General features: G+C 64.6%; 14 protein-coding genes and 1 pseudogene. 10 read left to right on the top strand and 5 right to left on the bottom strand.

Features of this window, described 5'->3' with window-relative positions; translation table 11 throughout:
• Window positions 1-107 precede the first annotated feature (107 nt).
• Window positions 108-866 (top strand): TSUP family transporter, encoded by a 759-nt coding sequence (locus MXB90_RS12460; protein WP_250045402.1) that lies wholly within the window; start codon window positions 108-110, stop codon window positions 864-866.
• A gap of 20 nt (window positions 867-886) precedes the next feature.
• On the opposite strand, the gene MXB90_RS12455 is transcribed toward MXB90_RS12460, so the two are convergent.
• A complete protein-coding gene (locus tag MXB90_RS12455) occupies window positions 887-1,876 on the bottom strand; it encodes an asparaginase (protein WP_250045400.1) in 990 nt (329 codons plus the stop codon).
• A gap of 164 nt (window positions 1,877-2,040) precedes the next feature.
• Between MXB90_RS12455 and MXB90_RS12450 the strand changes: the two genes are divergently transcribed.
• A complete protein-coding gene (locus MXB90_RS12450) occupies window positions 2,041-2,565 on the top strand; it encodes an invasion associated locus B family protein (RefSeq protein ID WP_250045398.1) in 525 nt (174 codons plus the stop codon).
• 111 nt (window positions 2,566-2,676) lie between these two features.
• A complete protein-coding gene (gene rlmN, locus MXB90_RS12445; protein ID WP_250045396.1) occupies window positions 2,677-3,858 on the top strand; it encodes a dual-specificity RNA methyltransferase RlmN in 1,182 nt (393 codons plus the stop codon).
• Between the two features lie 73 nt (window positions 3,859-3,931).
• On the opposite strand, the gene MXB90_RS12440 is transcribed toward rlmN, so the two are convergent.
• Window positions 3,932-4,741 carry an LOG family protein gene (locus MXB90_RS12440; protein ID WP_250045394.1) on the bottom strand — a complete coding sequence of 270 codons (810 nt, stop codon included), beginning with the start codon at window positions 4,739-4,741 and terminating at the stop codon, window positions 3,932-3,934.
• Between the two features lie 114 nt (window positions 4,742-4,855).
• Here MXB90_RS12440 and dapD point away from each other — a divergent pair, with 114 nt between their 5' ends.
• From dapD to MXB90_RS12425, 3 genes are all read left to right on the top strand, one after another.
• A complete protein-coding gene (gene dapD, locus MXB90_RS12435) occupies window positions 4,856-5,683 on the top strand; it encodes a 2,3,4,5-tetrahydropyridine-2,6-dicarboxylate N-succinyltransferase (protein WP_250045392.1) in 828 nt (275 codons plus the stop codon).
• Window positions 5,676-6,038: a hypothetical protein gene (locus MXB90_RS12430; protein ID WP_250045390.1), complete on the top strand. Its 363-nt coding sequence runs from the start codon at window positions 5,676-5,678 to the stop codon at window positions 6,036-6,038. The genes dapD and MXB90_RS12430 overlap by 8 nt, the downstream gene beginning before the upstream one ends.
• A gap of 69 nt (window positions 6,039-6,107) precedes the next feature.
• A complete protein-coding gene (locus MXB90_RS12425; protein WP_462982301.1) occupies window positions 6,108-7,382 on the top strand; it encodes a lytic murein transglycosylase in 1,275 nt (424 codons plus the stop codon).
• A gap of 9 nt (window positions 7,383-7,391) precedes the next feature.
• On the opposite strand, the gene MXB90_RS17740 is transcribed toward MXB90_RS12425, so the two are convergent.
• The gene (locus tag MXB90_RS17740) at window positions 7,392-10,334 is read right to left on the bottom strand and encodes an FG-GAP-like repeat-containing protein (RefSeq protein ID WP_284040822.1); all 2,943 of its coding nucleotides are present in this window, start codon (window positions 10,332-10,334) and stop codon (window positions 7,392-7,394) included.
• Window positions 10,335-10,466: 132 nt separating this feature from the next.
• Window positions 10,467-11,261 (bottom strand): ABC transporter permease, encoded by a 795-nt coding sequence (locus MXB90_RS12405; RefSeq protein ID WP_250045388.1) that lies wholly within the window; start codon window positions 11,259-11,261, stop codon window positions 10,467-10,469.
• A gap of 183 nt (window positions 11,262-11,444) precedes the next feature.
• Here MXB90_RS12405 and MXB90_RS12400 point away from each other — a divergent pair, with 183 nt between their 5' ends.
• From MXB90_RS12400 to MXB90_RS12385, 4 genes are all read left to right on the top strand, one after another.
• The gene (locus tag MXB90_RS12400) at window positions 11,445-12,578 is read left to right on the top strand and encodes a sugar transporter (RefSeq protein WP_250045385.1); all 1,134 of its coding nucleotides are present in this window, start codon (window positions 11,445-11,447) and stop codon (window positions 12,576-12,578) included.
• Window positions 12,579-12,581: 3 nt separating this feature from the next.
• Window positions 12,582-13,250 carry an ABC transporter ATP-binding protein gene (locus MXB90_RS12395; protein WP_250045383.1) on the top strand — a complete coding sequence of 223 codons (669 nt, stop codon included), beginning with the start codon at window positions 12,582-12,584 and terminating at the stop codon, window positions 13,248-13,250.
• A 12-nt stretch (window positions 13,251-13,262) separates the two neighbouring features.
• Window positions 13,263-14,027 (top strand): glycosyltransferase family 2 protein, encoded by a 765-nt coding sequence (locus MXB90_RS12390; protein ID WP_250045381.1) that lies wholly within the window; start codon window positions 13,263-13,265, stop codon window positions 14,025-14,027.
• A 125-nt stretch (window positions 14,028-14,152) separates the two neighbouring features.
• Window positions 14,153-15,751: a stealth conserved region 3 domain-containing protein gene (locus MXB90_RS12385; protein ID WP_250045380.1), complete on the top strand. Its 1,599-nt coding sequence runs from the start codon at window positions 14,153-14,155 to the stop codon at window positions 15,749-15,751.
• 44 nt (window positions 15,752-15,795) lie between these two features.
• Here the strand turns inward: MXB90_RS12385 and tnpC are convergent.
• Window positions 15,796-16,934: pseudogene (tnpC, locus tag MXB90_RS12380) on the bottom strand (IS66 family transposase); the annotation flags it as partial.
• Between the last annotated feature and the right edge of the window lie 69 nt (window positions 16,935-17,003).

The raw sequence follows: 17,003 nt of genomic DNA, 5'->3' as shown, positions 1-17,003 counted from the left end.
CTCATGCATGCAAACTAGCCCCGGCCGGGGCCAAGCGGTAGCCCCGCGATTGCACTTTACTTTGCCCCACGGGCGGCGGATGAATGACGGCCTGCCCGGAGCCGCCCATGTTTGAAGTCTCATTCGAGATCGCGCTGTTGCTGATCGCCGCCGCCTTCGCCGCGGGGTTTGTCGACAGTATCGCAGGCGGGGGCGGGCTGATCACGCTGCCGGTTCTGTTGCTGGCGGGGGCAAGCCCGCTGCAGGCGCTGTCCACCAACAAGGTGCAGGGCGTCTTTGGCGCGGCCACGGCGGCGCTAAGCTATGCGGCCTCGGGGCATGTCAGGCTGCGCAGCCAGATCGGGGCGGCGGCGCTGGCCTTTGTCGCGGGGCTGGTGGGCGCGCTTCTGGTCAGCGTGCTGCCGACCGAGGGGCTGCGGCTGGGCCTGCCGGTCGTGCTGATCGGTATCGCGGCCTTCTTTGCCTTCAAGAAGGGGTTGGACGATACCGACCGGCATCAACGCATCACGCCTGCGGCCTTCACCGCCTTTGTCGTGCCGCTGATCGGCTTTTATGACGGGCTGATCGGGCCGGGCGCGGGGGCGTTCTACATGATCGGCTTTGTCACGCTGGCCGGCTATGGCGTGCTGAAGGCCACGGCGCATACCAAGCTGTTGAACTTTGCATCGAATCTGGGCGGGCTGATCGCCTTTGCCGCGATCGGGGCGCCCTGGTGGGTGACGGGGCTGGCAATGGGGCTGGCGCAGGTGGTGGGCGCGCGGATCGGATCGCGGCTGGCGATGCGGGTGGGCGCGCGGGTCATCAAGCCGCTGCTGGTCATCACCTCGACCGCGCTGGCGCTGCGGCTTATCTGGCAGATGATCTGATCGCGGGGCCCGCCTGACCGTCAGCCAAACCCGTGTGCCAGGCGCAGTTCGCCGGTCTCGATCCCGCGCCAGTTCTTTTGTTTGCCGCTCAGCAACCTTGTGACCACCGGATGGGTTGGCTCCAGCGCGCCCAGCCTGACCAGAAGCGCCGTGATTGCCGCTTCTGATGCCCGGGTGCCGCCGTCCAGGATCTTCAGCGCAATGCCGCGCCTTTGGTCGGGCAATATGGCGACAAAGACGGCTTCGGCCCCGGTCTTGACCGCGACGCGGCCCCCCATGGCGCGCATCAGCTCGGTGCAGGCGCGGCCCTCGCCCGCGACCATTTCGGGGAAGGCGGCCATGGCGCGCGCCAGCCGCGCGGCGGCGGCTTCACGCACAGGGCCATCGGGGTTTGCTGCCGCGAAGAACTGCATCGCGCGGGCAAGGCCCGACAGGGTGCAGGCGAAATTCGGGGCGGAACAGCCGTCAATGCCATACCCGGCCGAGGTTTCGCCGGTGACCTCTTCAAAGGCCGCCTTGACCGCGCGCTGGACGGGATGGTCCAGCTCGACATATTCGGGGCCCGCGCGCAGATGCCGGCCCAGCGTCAGAAAGCCCGCATGCTTGCCCGAACAATTGTTGTGCAACTGGCAAGGCGCGGTATCCGAACAGGTCAGCGCCTTGTTGGCGGCCTTGTCCTGGGGCATGTGCGCACCACAGCGCAGGTCGGCCTCGTCCATGCCAAGCGCGCCCAGCCAGTCCGCCACCGCATCGGTATGGATCGCCGCGCCATTGTGGCTTGCGCAGGCCAGCGCCAGTTGCCGGTCTGACAGCCCCGCCGCCGCCGCGGCCCCGCTTTCCAACAGCGGCAGCGCTTGCAGCATCTTGCACGACGACCGCGGAAAGATCACCGCGCCTGGGTCGCCCCAGGCGGCCTCGATCCCGGCGGGGCCCCAGATCACGGCATGGCCCCGATGGACGCTTTCCAGCATCCCGCCCCGCCACAGCTCGATCATGTCCACTGCCGCCATGCTTCCCCCCATGCGCGAAATCCTGCCCGGGGGGTTCCCCCCGGCGGCACATTTGCGTTATCACTTGGATATCGAGTTGAAATGTGCCGCGCCATTCTAAAAAAGGAAACCGTGAAGGTTCCGCAAGGCGGGCAGAGGCAATTGGCAGCTGGAGGCTGTGAACCATGAAATACTTTGTGCAGCGCGCCCTGGGCGCCGCGCTTTTCGCCGGATCGCTGGCCATTGGATCGGCCGCGTCGGCACAGGATGCGTCCCGCGTCGCCGCGAACACCGACTGGAGCGTTTTTGTCGGCGACAGCCCCAAGGAATGCTGGGGGGTTTCGGCCCCGAAGGAAACGGTGAACACCCGTGATGGCCAGCCTGTGGCGGTGCGGCGCGGGGATATCCTGTTGTTCGTGACCTATCGCCCCGGCAAGGCCGGCGAGGTGTCGTTCATCGGCGGCTACCCGTTCGCGGAAGGATCGACCGTGGAACTGGATGTCAGCGGCAGCAAATTCACCCTGTTCACGCAAGGCGAAGGCGCCTGGGCCGGATCACCCGAAGACGACGCCAAGATCATCGCCGCGATGCGCGCGGGGTCCGAGGCGGCGGTCACCGGCCGTTCGGGCCGGGGCACGCAGACCAAGGACCGCTTTTCCCTGCTGGGCTTCACCGCCGCCACCCAGGAAGCCGAAACCCGCTGCAAATAATCTGCGCCCGTGCGCAAGGGGGCCCCGGGTTTCTGGGGCCTTTTTCATTGCCTCTAGGTTTTGGCGCGCGAATCCCCTATATGCACGGCTTGCCCCATCCCCGAGAGACCGATGACCGACGCCACCGCCCCGATCACGCAAGACCTGCTGACCATCCCGCGCAACCTGCCCGAGGGGGATCGGCGCAACATCGTCGGCCTGACCCGCGACCAGCTGCGCCTGGCCCTGATTGAGGCGGGGACGCCGGAAAAGCAGGCCAAGATGCGCGTGGGGCAGATCTGGCAGTGGGTCTATCACTGGGGCGTGCGCGACTTTGCCCAGATGACCAACCTTGCCAAGGATTACCGCGCGCTTCTGGCGGATAAATTCGTGATCCAGGTGCCGGAACTGGTGTCCAAACAGGTCTCGATGGATGGGACGCGGAAATATCTGGTGCGGATCGCCGGCGGGCATGAGGTCGAGGTGGTCTACATCCCCGAAGAAAGCCGCGGCACGCTGTGCATCAGCTCTCAGGTCGGTTGCACGCTGACCTGTTCCTTCTGCCACACCGGCACGCAGAAACTGGTCCGAAACCTGACCGCGGGGGAAATCGTGGGCCAGGTGATGCTGGCGCGCGACGATCTGGGCGAATGGCCCAAACCCGGTGCGCCGAAGGACGAAACGCGCCTTGTGTCGAACGTCGTGCTGATGGGCATGGGCGAACCGCTGTATAACTTTGAAAACGTCCGCGACGCGATGCAGGTGGTGATGGACGGCGAGGGCATCAGCCTCTCGCGCCGCCGGATCACGCTGTCCACCTCGGGGATCGTGCCGGAAATTGCGCGCACAGCGCAGGAAATCGGCTGCCTGCTGGCCGTCAGCTTCCACGCTACGACGGATGAGGTCCGCGACCGTCTGGTGCCGGTCAACAAGAAGTGGAACATCGAAACCCTGCTGGCCGCGCTGCGCGACTATCCGCGCCTGTCGAACAGCGAACGGATCACCTTCGAATATGTCATGCTCAAGGGCGTGAACGACAGCGACGAAGATGCGAAACGCCTAGTCAAGCTGATCCGCGGAATCCCTGCCAAGATCAACCTGATCCCGTTCAACGAATGGCCCGGTGCCCCCTATCAGCGCAGCGACTGGGACCGGATCGAGGCGTTCGCCGACATCATCTACAAGGCCGGTTACGCCAGCCCGATCCGCACTCCGCGCGGCGAGGATATCATGGCCGCCTGCGGCCAGCTGAAATCCGCCACCGAACGGGCCCGCAAGTCGCGCGCCGAAATTGCTGCCGAAGCCGGGCTGTGATCGTCACGCGCCCTGCTTCTTCTTGGCAAAAATACTCAAATAAAGTCCCCGGCCACCTGCGCGCGGCCCGGGGTCAGTCGCAGCTGTAATCCCAGCCGTCGATGATCGCCATCGCCTCTTCGGCGGTTTCGACAAAACTCAGCAGATCCAGATCTTCGGCTGCGATCGTCCCGGCCTCGACCAGTGCCTGCCAGTTCACAATCTTTTCCCAGAACGCGCGCCCGAACAGGATGAAGGGCACCCGCTTCATCCGGCGCGTCTGAATCAGGGTCAGGCTTTCGAACATTTCGTCCAGCGTGCCGAACCCGCCCGGGAAGATGCAGATGGCCTTGGCCCGCATCAGGAAATGCATCTTGCGGATCGCGAAATAGTGAAAGTTGAAGCACAGGTCTGGCGTGACATAGCTGTTGGGCGCCTGTTCATGCGGCAACACGATGTTCAGCCCGATGGAATGGCCGCCCGCCTCATGCGCGCCGCGGTTGCCGGCCTCCATGATGCCGGGGCCGCCGCCGGTGACCACGACATCCTCGCGCCCATAGGTTTTCAGGCTGCGTTCGGTCACAAGCCGCGCAAGCTTGCGGGCCTCTTCATACCATTGCGCCAGACCCTCGGCCTTGCCGGTCTGCCCCGGTTCGGGGATGCGGGCCGACCCCATCAGCACGACGGTCGATTTCACCCCGCGTTCGTCCAGCACCATCTGCGGTTTCAGCAGTTCCAGCTGAAGCCGCACCGGGCGCAGTTCCTCGCGCATCAGGAAATCGGTGTCCAGAAAGGAAAGCCTGTAGGCCGGTGCGCGCGTCTGTGGCGTATCGGGCACCGCCTCGGCGGCGCGGGCATCCTGATGGCTGTCGCGGAACGGATGGCTGCGGGTATCTTCCTTCATCGTCGTCCTTTCGGTCCGGGCGCGCCCCGCGCCGGATTGCGCGAAGGCCTTCTTCCAACTATAGGCTGATCCCCGACAAGACCACATGAAACGCGCCAGAGCAAAGGGGACACCATGTCGAACGCCGCCCTTGAAACCGCCATCGAAGCCGCCTGGGAGGCGCGCGATACGATCACCCCCGCCACCAAAGGCGAGGTCCGCGACGCGGTCGAATCCACCCTGCATGCGCTGGACCAAGGCCAGCTGCGCGTGGCCGAACGTCAGGCCGACGGCAACTGGCATGTGAACCAGTGGGCGAAAAAGGCGGTGCTGCTGGGCTTCCGCCTGAAGGATATGGAGGTCCAGACCGGCGGCCCGCAGGGCGGCAGCTGGTGGGACAAGGTTGACAGCAAGTTCGCCCATTGGGGCGAGGCGCAGTGGAAGGCCGCGGGTTTCCGCGCGGTGCCCAACTGCGTTGTGCGCCGGTCCGCCTATATCGGCAAGGGCGTGGTGCTGATGCCGTCTTTCGTGAACCTGGGCGCCTATGTCGATGAAGGCACGATGGTCGATACCTGGGCAACGGTCGGGTCTTGCGCGCAGATCGGCAAGAACGTGCACCTGTCGGGCGGCGTGGGCATCGGCGGTGTGCTGGAACCGATGCAGGCCGGCCCGACCATCATCGAGGACAACTGCTTCATCGGCGCCCGGTCCGAGGTGGTTGAGGGCGTGATCGTCCGCGAAGGCTCGGTCTTGGGAATGGGCGTCTACATCGGCCAGTCCACCAAGATCGTCGACCGCGAAACCGGCGAGGTCGTGTATGGCGAGGTTCCCGCCGGTTCGGTTGTCGTGTCGGGCACGATGCCGTCGAAGAACGGCGTGAACCTGTATTGCGCGGTGATCGTGAAGCGGGTGGATGCCAAGACCCGGTCCAAGACCTCGATCAACGAGTTGCTGCGTGACTGATACGCCCGAAAAGCCCAAGGAAAAGCGCCCCCAGCAGGTTTACACCCTGCTGGTCGAGGTGGGCCGGTCCAAGGATGACGGCCTGCCCAAGGGCGCGACCGGCGCGGGCCTTCTGTGCTATGCTAGTGGTGTGGATGAGGCCGAGGCCGTGCGCGAAACCGTGGTGATCCTGAAGCAGGCCGACCTGTCGCCGCTGGACGTGACTGGCTATGGCACGATCGAGGAACGCGAAAAGCAGGGCCACGAGATCGACGACGAGGAACGATCGCTGATGCAACGCGCGCTGGATGAAAATTCGGTGATCGTGGCGCAGATGACGCCGTTTTTCGGCAAGGATCATCCGAAGGTGCAATGATGGGCCAATGGTGATTTGCCTTCCCCGAACCGCTTGCTACACTTGTGGAAAAGCAAAGGCAGGCAGATCGTGAAACAGGCAGTCAAGGCAGTATCCATCACCATTCTTGCGCTTTCGGGGCTGACCGCCTGCGCGGCACCCACGGAATCGCCCCGCCCCCTTGCCAAAGGTGCCGCCATGCAGCCCGTCGCCGACCCGATCCCCGTTGCATCGGCCGCGGTGCAGCGCGGGCTGGAAACCTGGGCGGCGGCGTTCAAGCGAAAGGCCCTGTCATCCGGGATTTCCGAGGCGACCTGGAACCGCGCCATGCGCGACCTGCGCTATAACCCCCGCGTCATCGAACGTGATCGCAGCCAGGCGGAATTCACCAAGGCGATCTGGGAATATCTGGACAGCGCGGTTTCCGACACGCGGATCGAAAACGGCCTGGCGATGATGGCCCAATACGGGCCGACCCTGCGCGCGATCGAGGCGCGCTATGGCGTCGAGGCCGAGGTGGTGGCCGCCGTCTGGGGCATGGAAAGCAATTATGGCAAGAACCGCGGCACCACGCAGATCATCCCGGCGCTGGCAACGCTGGCCTATGACGGGCGGCGCGGCGCGTTCTTTTCCGAACAGCTGATCGCGGCGTTGAAGATCATCCAGGCGGGCGATGTGGACCCTGCCCGCATGACCGGAAGCTGGGCCGGCGCGATGGGGCATACGCAGTTCATCCCGACCTCATACCTGTCTTTCGCGGTGGATTTCACCGGCGACGGGCGGCGCGATATCTGGTCGGATGATCCGACCGATGCGCTGGCATCGACCGCGGCCTACCTGGCGCGTTCGGGCTGGGTCAAGGGTCAGCCCTGGGGCGTTGAGGTTCAGCTGCCGCCTGGCTTCAACTATGCGCTGGCGGGCAAGAAGGTGAAGAAATCGCCCGCCGAATGGGCGGCGCTGGGCGTGCGTGGCGTCGATGGCGCCGCGGTGCCGGATCGGTTTGGCGCAGCCTCGATCCTGCTGCCAGCGGGCGCGCGGGGGCCGGCCTTGATGATCTTTTCCAACTTCACCGCAATCTCGCGCTATAACGCCGCCGATTCCTATGTGATCGGCGTGGGCCACCTGTCGGATCGCATCCGCGGGAAGGGCACATTCCGCGCCCCCTGGCCGCGCGGTGATCGCGCGCTAAGCGTAGTCGAGCGCAAGGAATTGCAGGAACGGCTGAGCGCGCGGGGCTTTGACACGCAAGGCACCGATGGCAAGATCGGGCCCAACACCATTGCGGCGATCGAATCCTTCCAGCGCGCGAACGGAATGACGCCGGATGGCTACCCCTCGCTTGACCTTCTGAACCGGCTGCGCTGAGCGACCGGGTCAGAACAGGAAATCATCGGCGTCAAGCGTGGTCAGCAGAACGTTCTGCAGGATCAGCTGGTCGGAATTGGCGCTGATCACCACATCCTCGCCCACCTGCTGCATCGCGGCGGCCACCTCGGCAAAGCTGGAAAAGGCGGAATGGCCCGAGAAATCGATCCGTTCCCGCGCGGAAAGCGTGTCGAAATCGGTAATCACATCCTGACCAAAGCCATCGCGGAAGATGAACGTGTCCTGATCGGGCAGGCCGAACGACAGGGTGATGCCCTGTGACGTGAAGGTGACCACATCCATGATATCGTCGCCATCGATGTCGCGAAACAGCCGCGGTTCAAGGTTCTGGCCCAGCCAGTCGCCCTGCAACGGCGCGCTGAACTTGCGGACCTTGTCGAAGGTGCCATCCCCCAGCGACAGGGCGATCTGCATCATATCGCCCGTGATCCCCAGGATGTCGGCGTAGCCGTCGCCGTTGAAATCGGCCACGATGCGCTGCTGCTTGTCGAAATCGGTCCAGCCCTGCTGGGCGGCAAAGTCCTGCAGCACCATGCGCGCGGGGCCAAAACTGCCGGGCTCGGCCAGCGCCACAAAGACCCCGCGGGCGCCAAAGCCAATGATGTCATCCATCCCGTCGCCGTTCACATCGGCCAGAACACGGGGAAAACGGTTGTTGTCGATCCAGCCCTGCACCGCGCCGAAATTGTTCAGGTAGAAGGCGGTCTTGGTGAACCCGCCCTCGGCCAGGCCCAGGGCGACAAAGGTGCCACGGGTGCCGAAACCGACAAGATCGTCGATGCCGTCGCCGTTGACATCACCGATCGCGCGGGTCTGGACGGCGAAGCTTTTCCAGCCCTGGTTCACCCCCAGATTGGCCTCGGCAAAGCGGGCGGGGTCAAAGTTGCCCGAGGCGGTGCCGTAGGAAACGAACACTCCTTTCTTGCCAAAGCCCACGACATCGTCGATGCCGTCGCCGTTGAAATCCCCGACCATGCGCGGAAACTGGTCAAAGCTGGCCCAGCCCTGATTGCGACCGAAATTCGCGATCATCAGGTTGGCCGCAGCGGTGCCGCTGTCGGGGTCAAGCGCGCTGACATAGGCGCCCCGTATCCCGAAGCCGATGGCGATGTCGCCTTGCGCGGATTGGGCCAGCAGGCGGGGGTAGACCTCTTGCGAGACCCATCCCCCCGCAAGGCGTCCGAAATTCGCGAGTAGCAGTTCTGGCGCGGTCAGGGTCAGTGTGCCCCCGGTCAGCACGTCATTGCCGGGACCGCCGTCCAAGGTATCATTCCCTGCGCCGCCCAGAAGCGTGTCGTTGCCGCCGCTGCCCGTCAGGATGTCATTACCGTCGCCGCCCGACAGGCTTTGATCAGCGGTCACTTCGGGGCTTGTGTCGATTGGGGGCTCTTCTGGCGGGGGGGAGAACAGGCTTGCCCAGTCCAGGCCCGGGGTATAGCGCGCGATGGGAAACTGGATCGCGGCGGCCAGGGCGGCCTCGGACAGGGGGGTTCCCTGCATCGTTTCGATCCGCACCTCGGTGCCCAGAAAGCGCAGCGTGGCACCGGTGGTTGTCGGGGCAATCTCAAGCTGCGCCGCTGACCGCAGCAGCGGCATCCGGGTCAGGTCGATGATGTCCGTGCCGGGCTCAAAATCCATGATCCGGTTGATGCGGCCGTTCAGTGACAGATCGAACCGATCGGCGCCCGTGCCGCCCCAAAGCGTTGCCGTGCCGCGCCCGGATGCCAGAATGTCATCGCCCGCCCCGCCCGCAATCTCGACCGCCGCATCGCCGCCCATAAGGATATCATTGCCGCTGCCCCCCGTGATCCGCGCCTGGCCGGGCGCTGCGACCCGTGTCACGCCGCCCGGGCCGGGGTCCAGCAGCAACTGGGTGATCCCGGCCTCGCTTTCGCTGCCGGCAAGGATCTGGGCGATGCCTTCGGGCCCGACCCAGACCGCCAGGGCCGACAGATCGGCCAGGGTCATCTGGGGCGTGTCGCTGACCGTCGTGCGGTAGTGCAACTGCCCGCCGGGCAGCAGCGTGAATAGCGACAACCCGCCATCGCCGCCGCCCGCCAGAACATGCACCTGTTCGCCCACGGCAAAGCTGCGCAGGACGCTGATCTGTGCAAACCGGCTGGTCAGGCTGTCCACGATGTGATCAACGGCCACCAGTTCCCCGGCGGCCCCAACCTGGAACACCGTTAGCGACGAACTGACACTGGCGCCCATGATCGCATAGGTCTTGCCGTCCAGCTCAGCCGTGACCAGCGCGCTGGGTGCGTTGAAGCCGATACCGGAGTCCATTGCAATCTCATGCGCGTCGCCAAGCGTTCCATCGGGGCGGATCGGCAGGCTGCGCAGGACATTTCCCCCGGTCGAGGCGGCAAGCAGGATCGGCTGGCCCCCGCTGAACACCGTTTCCAGCAGGTTGAATCCATGCGCGGACGCCCCCCCCGCCTCGGCCACTTTTGACGCTGCGCTTGTGCCCGTCAGCCGCAGCACCTCGGGCGTCAGGGTGTTGGCGCGGGCGGCATAGATATAGGTGGTCGTGCCAAGGCTGATCTGTGCCGTCGCAAGCAGACCGGCGAAGGAAAACCCGGACAGATCCGCACTGGCCTGGCCCCCCAGCGTGCCACCGCTGTCCAGATACCAGGCATTCGGCGCGGGGGCATTCACCCCCGTCGCGATCGCCAGCGCCCCCGTGTCGGTTGTCAGCAGATCGACCTGTGGCGGCGTCAGATGCGACAGACCCGACAGCGTCTGCCCGCCCAGAAAGACCGGCGCCGCCCCCGCATCCAGACGAAAGCTTGATACCCCGCCGCCAAGGCCGGTCGTGCCCAGCAAATAGGCCCCGTCACCCAGCGAGACGACCTCAAGATCCGTCAATGCGGAAACATACCATTCCACGCCCGCAAGCAGCGTGGTTCCATGCCAGAACCTTGGCATCCCCAATCCCCATTTCCCATGCACCCCCGTGCAGGGTCGAGGCTAGGCCGCGAGTCTTACCTATTTCTCAACATGGGCGACGCGCTGCGGCACAGAGTTCTTACAATTTGTCTGACATCCCGCGCGTTGCGGCTATTCCAGAAAGTCCCGGTATTTCAGCCGCACCAGCAACATCCCGATCAGCCCGAAGACGGCGGCAAACAGCATGATGTAAAGCACACTGATATAATCGCCATTATAGGTGATGTAGAACCCGTCGCGCACCAGCCCGACCGCGTGCAACAAGGGATTGTACCACAGGATATCCTGCCCGATCGGGGGCAGGTTGTCATAGGTGAAGAAAATCCCCGAAATGATGAACAAGGGCCGCGTCAGAACCCACCAGGCGCGTTCCCAGACCGGGAAATCGGTCATCAGGTAGCAGTTGAATACCCCGACCCCGAACCCCAGCAGCCCCGCGGCCAAAAAGCCCAGGATCGTGCGCGGGATATCGGGGTGAATGTTCGGTTCGAACAGCAGCCCGATCCCGCCCAGCAGCAGCGTGGCCACCACGAAATGCGTCAGCAATGTCAGGAAGAACCGCGCCAGAAGCGCATCGACATAGGTCACCGCGGGATAGTTCAGCAGCGGACGCGAGAATTTGATCGCCTTGGCAACTTTTCCCGACATGTCGTTGAACAGCATGAAGGGCAGATAGCCGGTGGCATAGAACAGCCCAAAGCTCTTGCCCATGGGGGGGGCGGGAAAGGCCAGCGAAAACAGCAGGGTCAGGATCGCCACCGCGCCGATCGGTTCGACCAGCGCCCAGAGATAGCCACCCGGCGACCGGCCATAGGTCGTCGCCATTTCGCGCATCATCAGGGCCGCGATGGTCCGGAAGGTGCGGAACTGCCGGTTCGGTCGGTCCTTTTGGGTGGTGGCGGTCATCGGGCGTTCATGGGGCAGGGCAGTTGTCTCTGGCGTTGCAGGCTGTCGTTATGTAATCAACAGCCAAGTCGCACAAGCCATAGCCGATGCGAGGGACCTTTGACAGACCAACAAAAGACGGCAGATGCGGATCGCGGGCTAGGCGCTGCGCGGGCGGTGGGCGATGGGCAGGAAACGGCCCTGATGCGGCTTTCCGCCCTGTTTTGGCGCGCCCTGGGCCGGTCACGCAGCGTGGTGCGCGGCACCTTCGTGGTGTTCGTGGCGCTGCCGCTTGTGGTTTCGGCGGGGTATCTGTGGGTCTGGGCCTCGGACCAATATGCATCGACCGTGGCGTTTTCGGTCCGCAAGGAGGAATATAAATCCTCGCTTGATGTGCTGGGCGGGATTCCGCTGCTGTCGGGGTCGATGATCTCGGACAGTGATATTCTGGATGATTTCCTGCGCAGTCAGGAACTGGTCGAGAAACTGGATGCCAAGCTTGACCTGCGCCGGATCTATTCGGGCAACTGGCCGCGCGATCCGGTGTTTGCCTTCGACCCCGACGGAACGATCGAGGATCTGCATGATCACATGCGCCGCAACATCCGCGTGGCCTATGACAAGGCGACCGGGCTGATAGCGCTGCGGGTTCTGGCCTTCGATCCGCAGGATGCGCGGCTGGTGGCGCAGACGGTGTTCGACGAAAGCTCGGAAATGATCAATGAGCTGTCGGCGGTGGCGCGCAACGATGCGACGCGCTTCGCGAAAGAGGAACTGGACAAGGCGTTTGCCCGCCTGCGTGCCGTGCGCCAGGAACTGACCCGGTTCCGCACCGAAAACCAGATTGTTGATCCCACTGCCGATCTGCAGGGCCAGATGGGTGTTCTGGCCTCGCTTCAGGGCCAGCTGGCCGCCGCGATGATTGAACTGGACATGCTGCCTTCGGGGCTGCGGCCGGATGACACCCGCATCGTTCAGGCGCAGCGCAAGATTGACGTGATCCAGACCCGGATCGAGGAAGAGCGCGCCAAGTTCGGCGAAGACGGCGCGGGCCCCGGCGGCGCGCTTTACGGCGAGATGATCGCGCGCTTCGAAGGGCTAAGCGCGGATCTGCTGTTCGCCGAACAGACCTATCGCGCGGCCCTGGCCGGATATGACATGGCCCAGGCCGAAGCGCGCCGGCAATCGCGCTATCTGGCCGCCCATGTGCGCCCGACACTGGCCGAATCGTCGCAATTTCCGCAGCGCTGGACCTTGCTGGGGATCATCGGGTTTTTCCTGACGATGATCTGGGCGACCGGGATCCTCATCTACTTCAGTATCCGGGATCGACACTAGGCCATGATCCGGCTTGAGAACCTGTCCAAGATCTATCACGTCAAGGGACAGCGCAAATGCGTGGCAGACCAGGTGAACGCGGTCTTCCCCTCGGGCGTTTCGGTTGGGCTTCTGGGGCGCAACGGGGCGGGTAAATCGACGCTGTTGCGCATGATCGCCGGGACCAGCAAACCAACCGATGGCCGGATTGTCTCGGACGGGTCGATTTCCTGGCCGGTGGGGTTTTCGGGCAGCTTTCACGGCGATCTGACCGGCGCGCAGAACATCCGGTTCGTCGCGCGTGTCTATGGCGTGGATGCGGAATATCTGGTGGATTACGTCCGCGATTTTGCCGAGCTGGGGATGCATTTCCACCTGCCGGTGCGCACCTATTCATCGGGCATGCGATCGCGTCTGGCCTTTGGCGTGTCGATGGGCGTGCGCTTTGACACCTATCTGGTGGATGAGGTGACCAGCGTGGGCGATGCGAATTTCAAAAAGAAAAGCGAGGCGGTGTTCCTGGACAGGATGCGGTCGGCCGGGGCAATCGTGGTGACGCATTCCATGCCGATGATCCGGCGGATGTGCACGATGGGCGCGGTTCTGGAAGGCGGCAAGCTGACCCTGTTCGACGATATCGATGCCGCCATCGCGCAGCATGAGGCGAACCTGGCCGCGGCCTCGGCGCGTTAGGGCGGGGCGGTGATGGCCTTGATTGATGCGCCCGTTCTGACCATCGCCTATTCGACGCTATATCATCGCGCCGCCAACATCCGGCTGCCCGCGCCCCGGCAGGGCATCGAGGTTCTGGTTCTGGTGCAGGGCGCCCCAACCGATGCGCCGCCATTGCACCGGCGGTCGGACCTGAAAGAGCTGCACCTTGACGGCACGGGTGTGGCACGTTCGCGCAATGCCGCGATCGACCACGCGCACGGGCGCTATTTGCTTTTTGCGGATGATGACATCGACTTTCTGCCCGAAGGCATCGCGGCACTGTGCGCGGCGCTGGATGCCGACCTGGACCTGACCCTTGTCACCGGGCAGACCTGCGGGCCCGATGGCGCGCTGCGAAAACGCTATTCCTTGCGCGCGCAGGCGCTGGGCCGGCTGAACAGCGCCAAGACCGCAACCTATGAAATGATGCTGCGCCTGGCCCCCATTCGCGCATCTGGCCTGCGATTTGACGAAGCTTTCGGCGCCGGCATGCCCAATTTCATCGGCGATGAATATATTTTCGTGACCGATCTTCTGGATCGCGGTCTGAAGGCCCGGTTCGTGCCGGTCACGGTTGCCATGCACCCGGCCGACAGCTCGGGCCTGCGCTGGTCAGGCCCCGCGCCGATGCGGGCGCGCAAGGCGCTGTTCCGCCGGGTCTTTGGGCCGATCTGGCCGATCCCGGCGGCGCTTTTCGTGCTGCGCAACTGGCGGCGCGTTGAACGGGTGGCGGACCTGCGCCACCTGTTCCTGTAGGTGCCTTTGTCCGGGGGCGGTGTGCTTGCTTTTCCTTGCAGTGGGGGTGCTGTATCGTCCCCCTCGACCGGACCCGTGCCCTTTTCGTGGGTCCAGGCATCGTTCGTGGCGCGCCGGAGGCGAGATTGAGCCGTTTCAGATCGACCTTGGGGTTCGCGCGAACCGGACGGCTGGCCCGGCTTTGGTCCTATCTGCGCGTGTCGCTCGAACAGCCACAGCTTCTGCAAGAGGCAGCGGCGCGCGTTCGGCACAGCCGCCGATCGCGGCGCACAAGCCTGCGTGCCGCCGCACAGCCGCCAGAGCCGGCGCCCCTGTCGCTGGCCGAGGCCGCAAGCGCCGATGTCGTCCTGGCGCGACTTGCCAGCCATTTCCCCGTTCTTGTTCTGGAACTGGGCGAAGATGGGCAAGGCTGCGGGCTGGCTGAAAAGGATTTTGCCCTGGCGCTTGGGGTCTTGCGCCGGCTTGTCCCCGGCCTGCAGATCACCGCACAAGGCCGCATCCTGCGCCCGCGCGCGGCCCGAAAGGCGCTGCAGATCGGGCGGGTGCTGGCGACCTTGCCCCCGGCCCCCGGCACTGGCGCGCGTGAACGGCTGTGGATCGAAAGCTATGAACGGCGCGGCCCCGGTGACTGGCTGTCGCGCAACGGCAAAAACCAACAGGCCCGCGCGCTGTTCACCGCCATCCTGGACAAGCCTGGCCTGCACCGAATTGAGGATATCCTGGGCGCGCCGACCCTTGCCGCGCAGGCCCGGCAGGCCCCGGTCGATGTGGTCTTTACCTGGGTAAACCACGATGACCCGGACTGGCAGAAACAGTATCGCGCGCACCGCCCCGATGCGGAAGGGTCAGGGGCGGGTAGTGCGGACGGTGCCGCCCTGTCGCGCTTTCACAGCAATGACGAATTGCGGTTTTCCTTGCGCTCTGTCGCGCGGAACATGGCGTGGGTGAACCGGATCTTTGTCTTCACCAATTGCGCCCCGCCCGATTGGTTCGACCCGGCGCAGCAAAGGCTGGTCTGGGTTCCCCACGACGCTGTGATCCCCGCACCGTTCCTGCCCACGTTCAATTCGCATGTCATCGAATCCTTCCTGCACCGCATCCCGGGGCTGGCAGAGCGGTTCGTGTATCTGAATGATGATGTTTTCATCGGTCGCCGTTTGCCAAAGACGACGTTCTTTGTCGAAAATGGGATCAGCCGCGCCTTCCTGGAAGGCTATGGCATGGTCAGCGGGCCGGCCGTGCCCGGCGACCCGGATTACCGCAACGCCGCGCGCACCTCTGCCGCGTTGATCCGCGAGACGCTGGGTTTTGCGCCGACCCGGTTGCACCTGCATGCACCCTTTGCCCTGCGCCGCGACGTTCTGGAAGAGATCGAGCAGCGCTTTGCCGGCCCGATCGCGGCGATGCGCCAGAACCGGTTCCGGGCGATGGGCGATCTGAACATTCCCAGCTTCCTTTATCACCATTACGCCATCGGCACCGGCCGCGCGCTGCCCGCAGAGATGCAGACCCTGCTGGTGAAAAACCACGACATCCGCTGGCGCGCGCGGTTGGCCGCGATCGCGCAGGATCCGCCGCAGACCTTCTGCCTGAACGAAGGCGGGGCCGCGCCCCCCACCCGCGCCTGGCACCGCGAGGTGCGGCGCGTTCTGGGGCAGGTCTATCCCGACCCCGCCCCGTGGGAACGTCAGTCGGGGCGGTCCAAGGACAGGATCGACTGGTAGATCGAGCCTAACGCCAAGGAGCGTAATCGGGAAGCTGAGGCTGTTCAGGGCCTGTAGTTCCACGGCATGAGTGCGTCGATTTCGGCGCTTGGCCATTGGTTGGCGATGCGCTCGAGGGTCTGTGTCAGCCATGCTGCTGGATCGACATTGTTCCGCCTGCAGGTCTGCAGGAGGGTGGCGATGGTGGCCCATGTGTGGCCACCGCCGTCCGATCCGGCGAAGAGGCTGTTCTTGCGAGTGATGATCTGGGGCCTGATGGCGCGCTCGACGATGTTGGAGCCGAGCTCGATCAGGCCGTTGGTCAGGAAGCGGTCGAAGATCTCGCGCCGGGCAATGGCGTAGCGGATGGCCTCGGCCAGCTTTGACTTGCCAGAGATGCGCGGCAGGGTCTGCTGCCAGAGGGTGAACAGTTCAGCGACGATGGGCCTGGAGATGGTCTGCCGCGCGGCGGCGCGGGCCGCTGCATTTTGGCCGCGCACCTCAGCCTCGAGCTTCCAGAGTTCGGCCATGCGCTCGACCGTGGTGGTGGCGACCTGACTGTCCCCGGCGGCATGGAGTTCGTAGAAGCGCCTTCGGCTATGGGCCCAGCATCCGGCGAGGCGCGGACCGTCATTGGCCCCGTCCTTGCGGACGAACTGGTTGTAGGCGGCATAGCCGTCCACCTGGAGAATGCCGCTATAGCCGCCGAGATGGCGGCGAACGCATTCTCCGGATCGGCTGTCCTCTAAGCGATAGGCCACCATAGGCGGCCCGCTGCCGCCGAAGGTGCTGTCATCACGGGCATAGGCCCATAGCCAGGCCTTTTTCACGGTGCCGGTGCCGGGTGCGAGGGCCGGAAGGCTGGTCTCATCGGGGAAGACGCGCGGGCCCTTCAGGATTTCACCCAGCACATGCGCGGCGAGGATCTCGAGTTCGAAGCCGACCCGGCCCATCCACTGCGCCATCAGCCTCCGGTCGATTTCCACTCCGTCGCGGGCATAGATCCCCTCCTGCCGGAACAGCGGCAGGCCGTCTGCATATTTGGAGACCGAGATCTGGGCCAAGAGTGCCTCGGTCGGCAGGCCGCTTTCGATGATATGGGCCGGAGCAAGCGCCTGGATGACGCCATCTGCGTCCTTGAATGCATATTGGGACGGCGGGTCACGATGACCCGGAACCTCGCCGGGATCACATCCAGCCGCTTCCGTAACAGGGTGGTTGTGGTCAAGAGAAAAATGCAAAACGAAGCCACTGCCCCACCTGTTTGATTGGC

It is taken from the genome of Phaeovulum molybdatiresistens (assembly GCF_023544865.1).
Classification (GTDB): domain Bacteria; phylum Pseudomonadota; class Alphaproteobacteria; order Rhodobacterales; family Rhodobacteraceae; genus Pontitalea.
The sequence above is the reverse complement of the archived record's forward strand: the minus strand, read 5'-3'. Positions and strand labels throughout refer to the sequence as shown.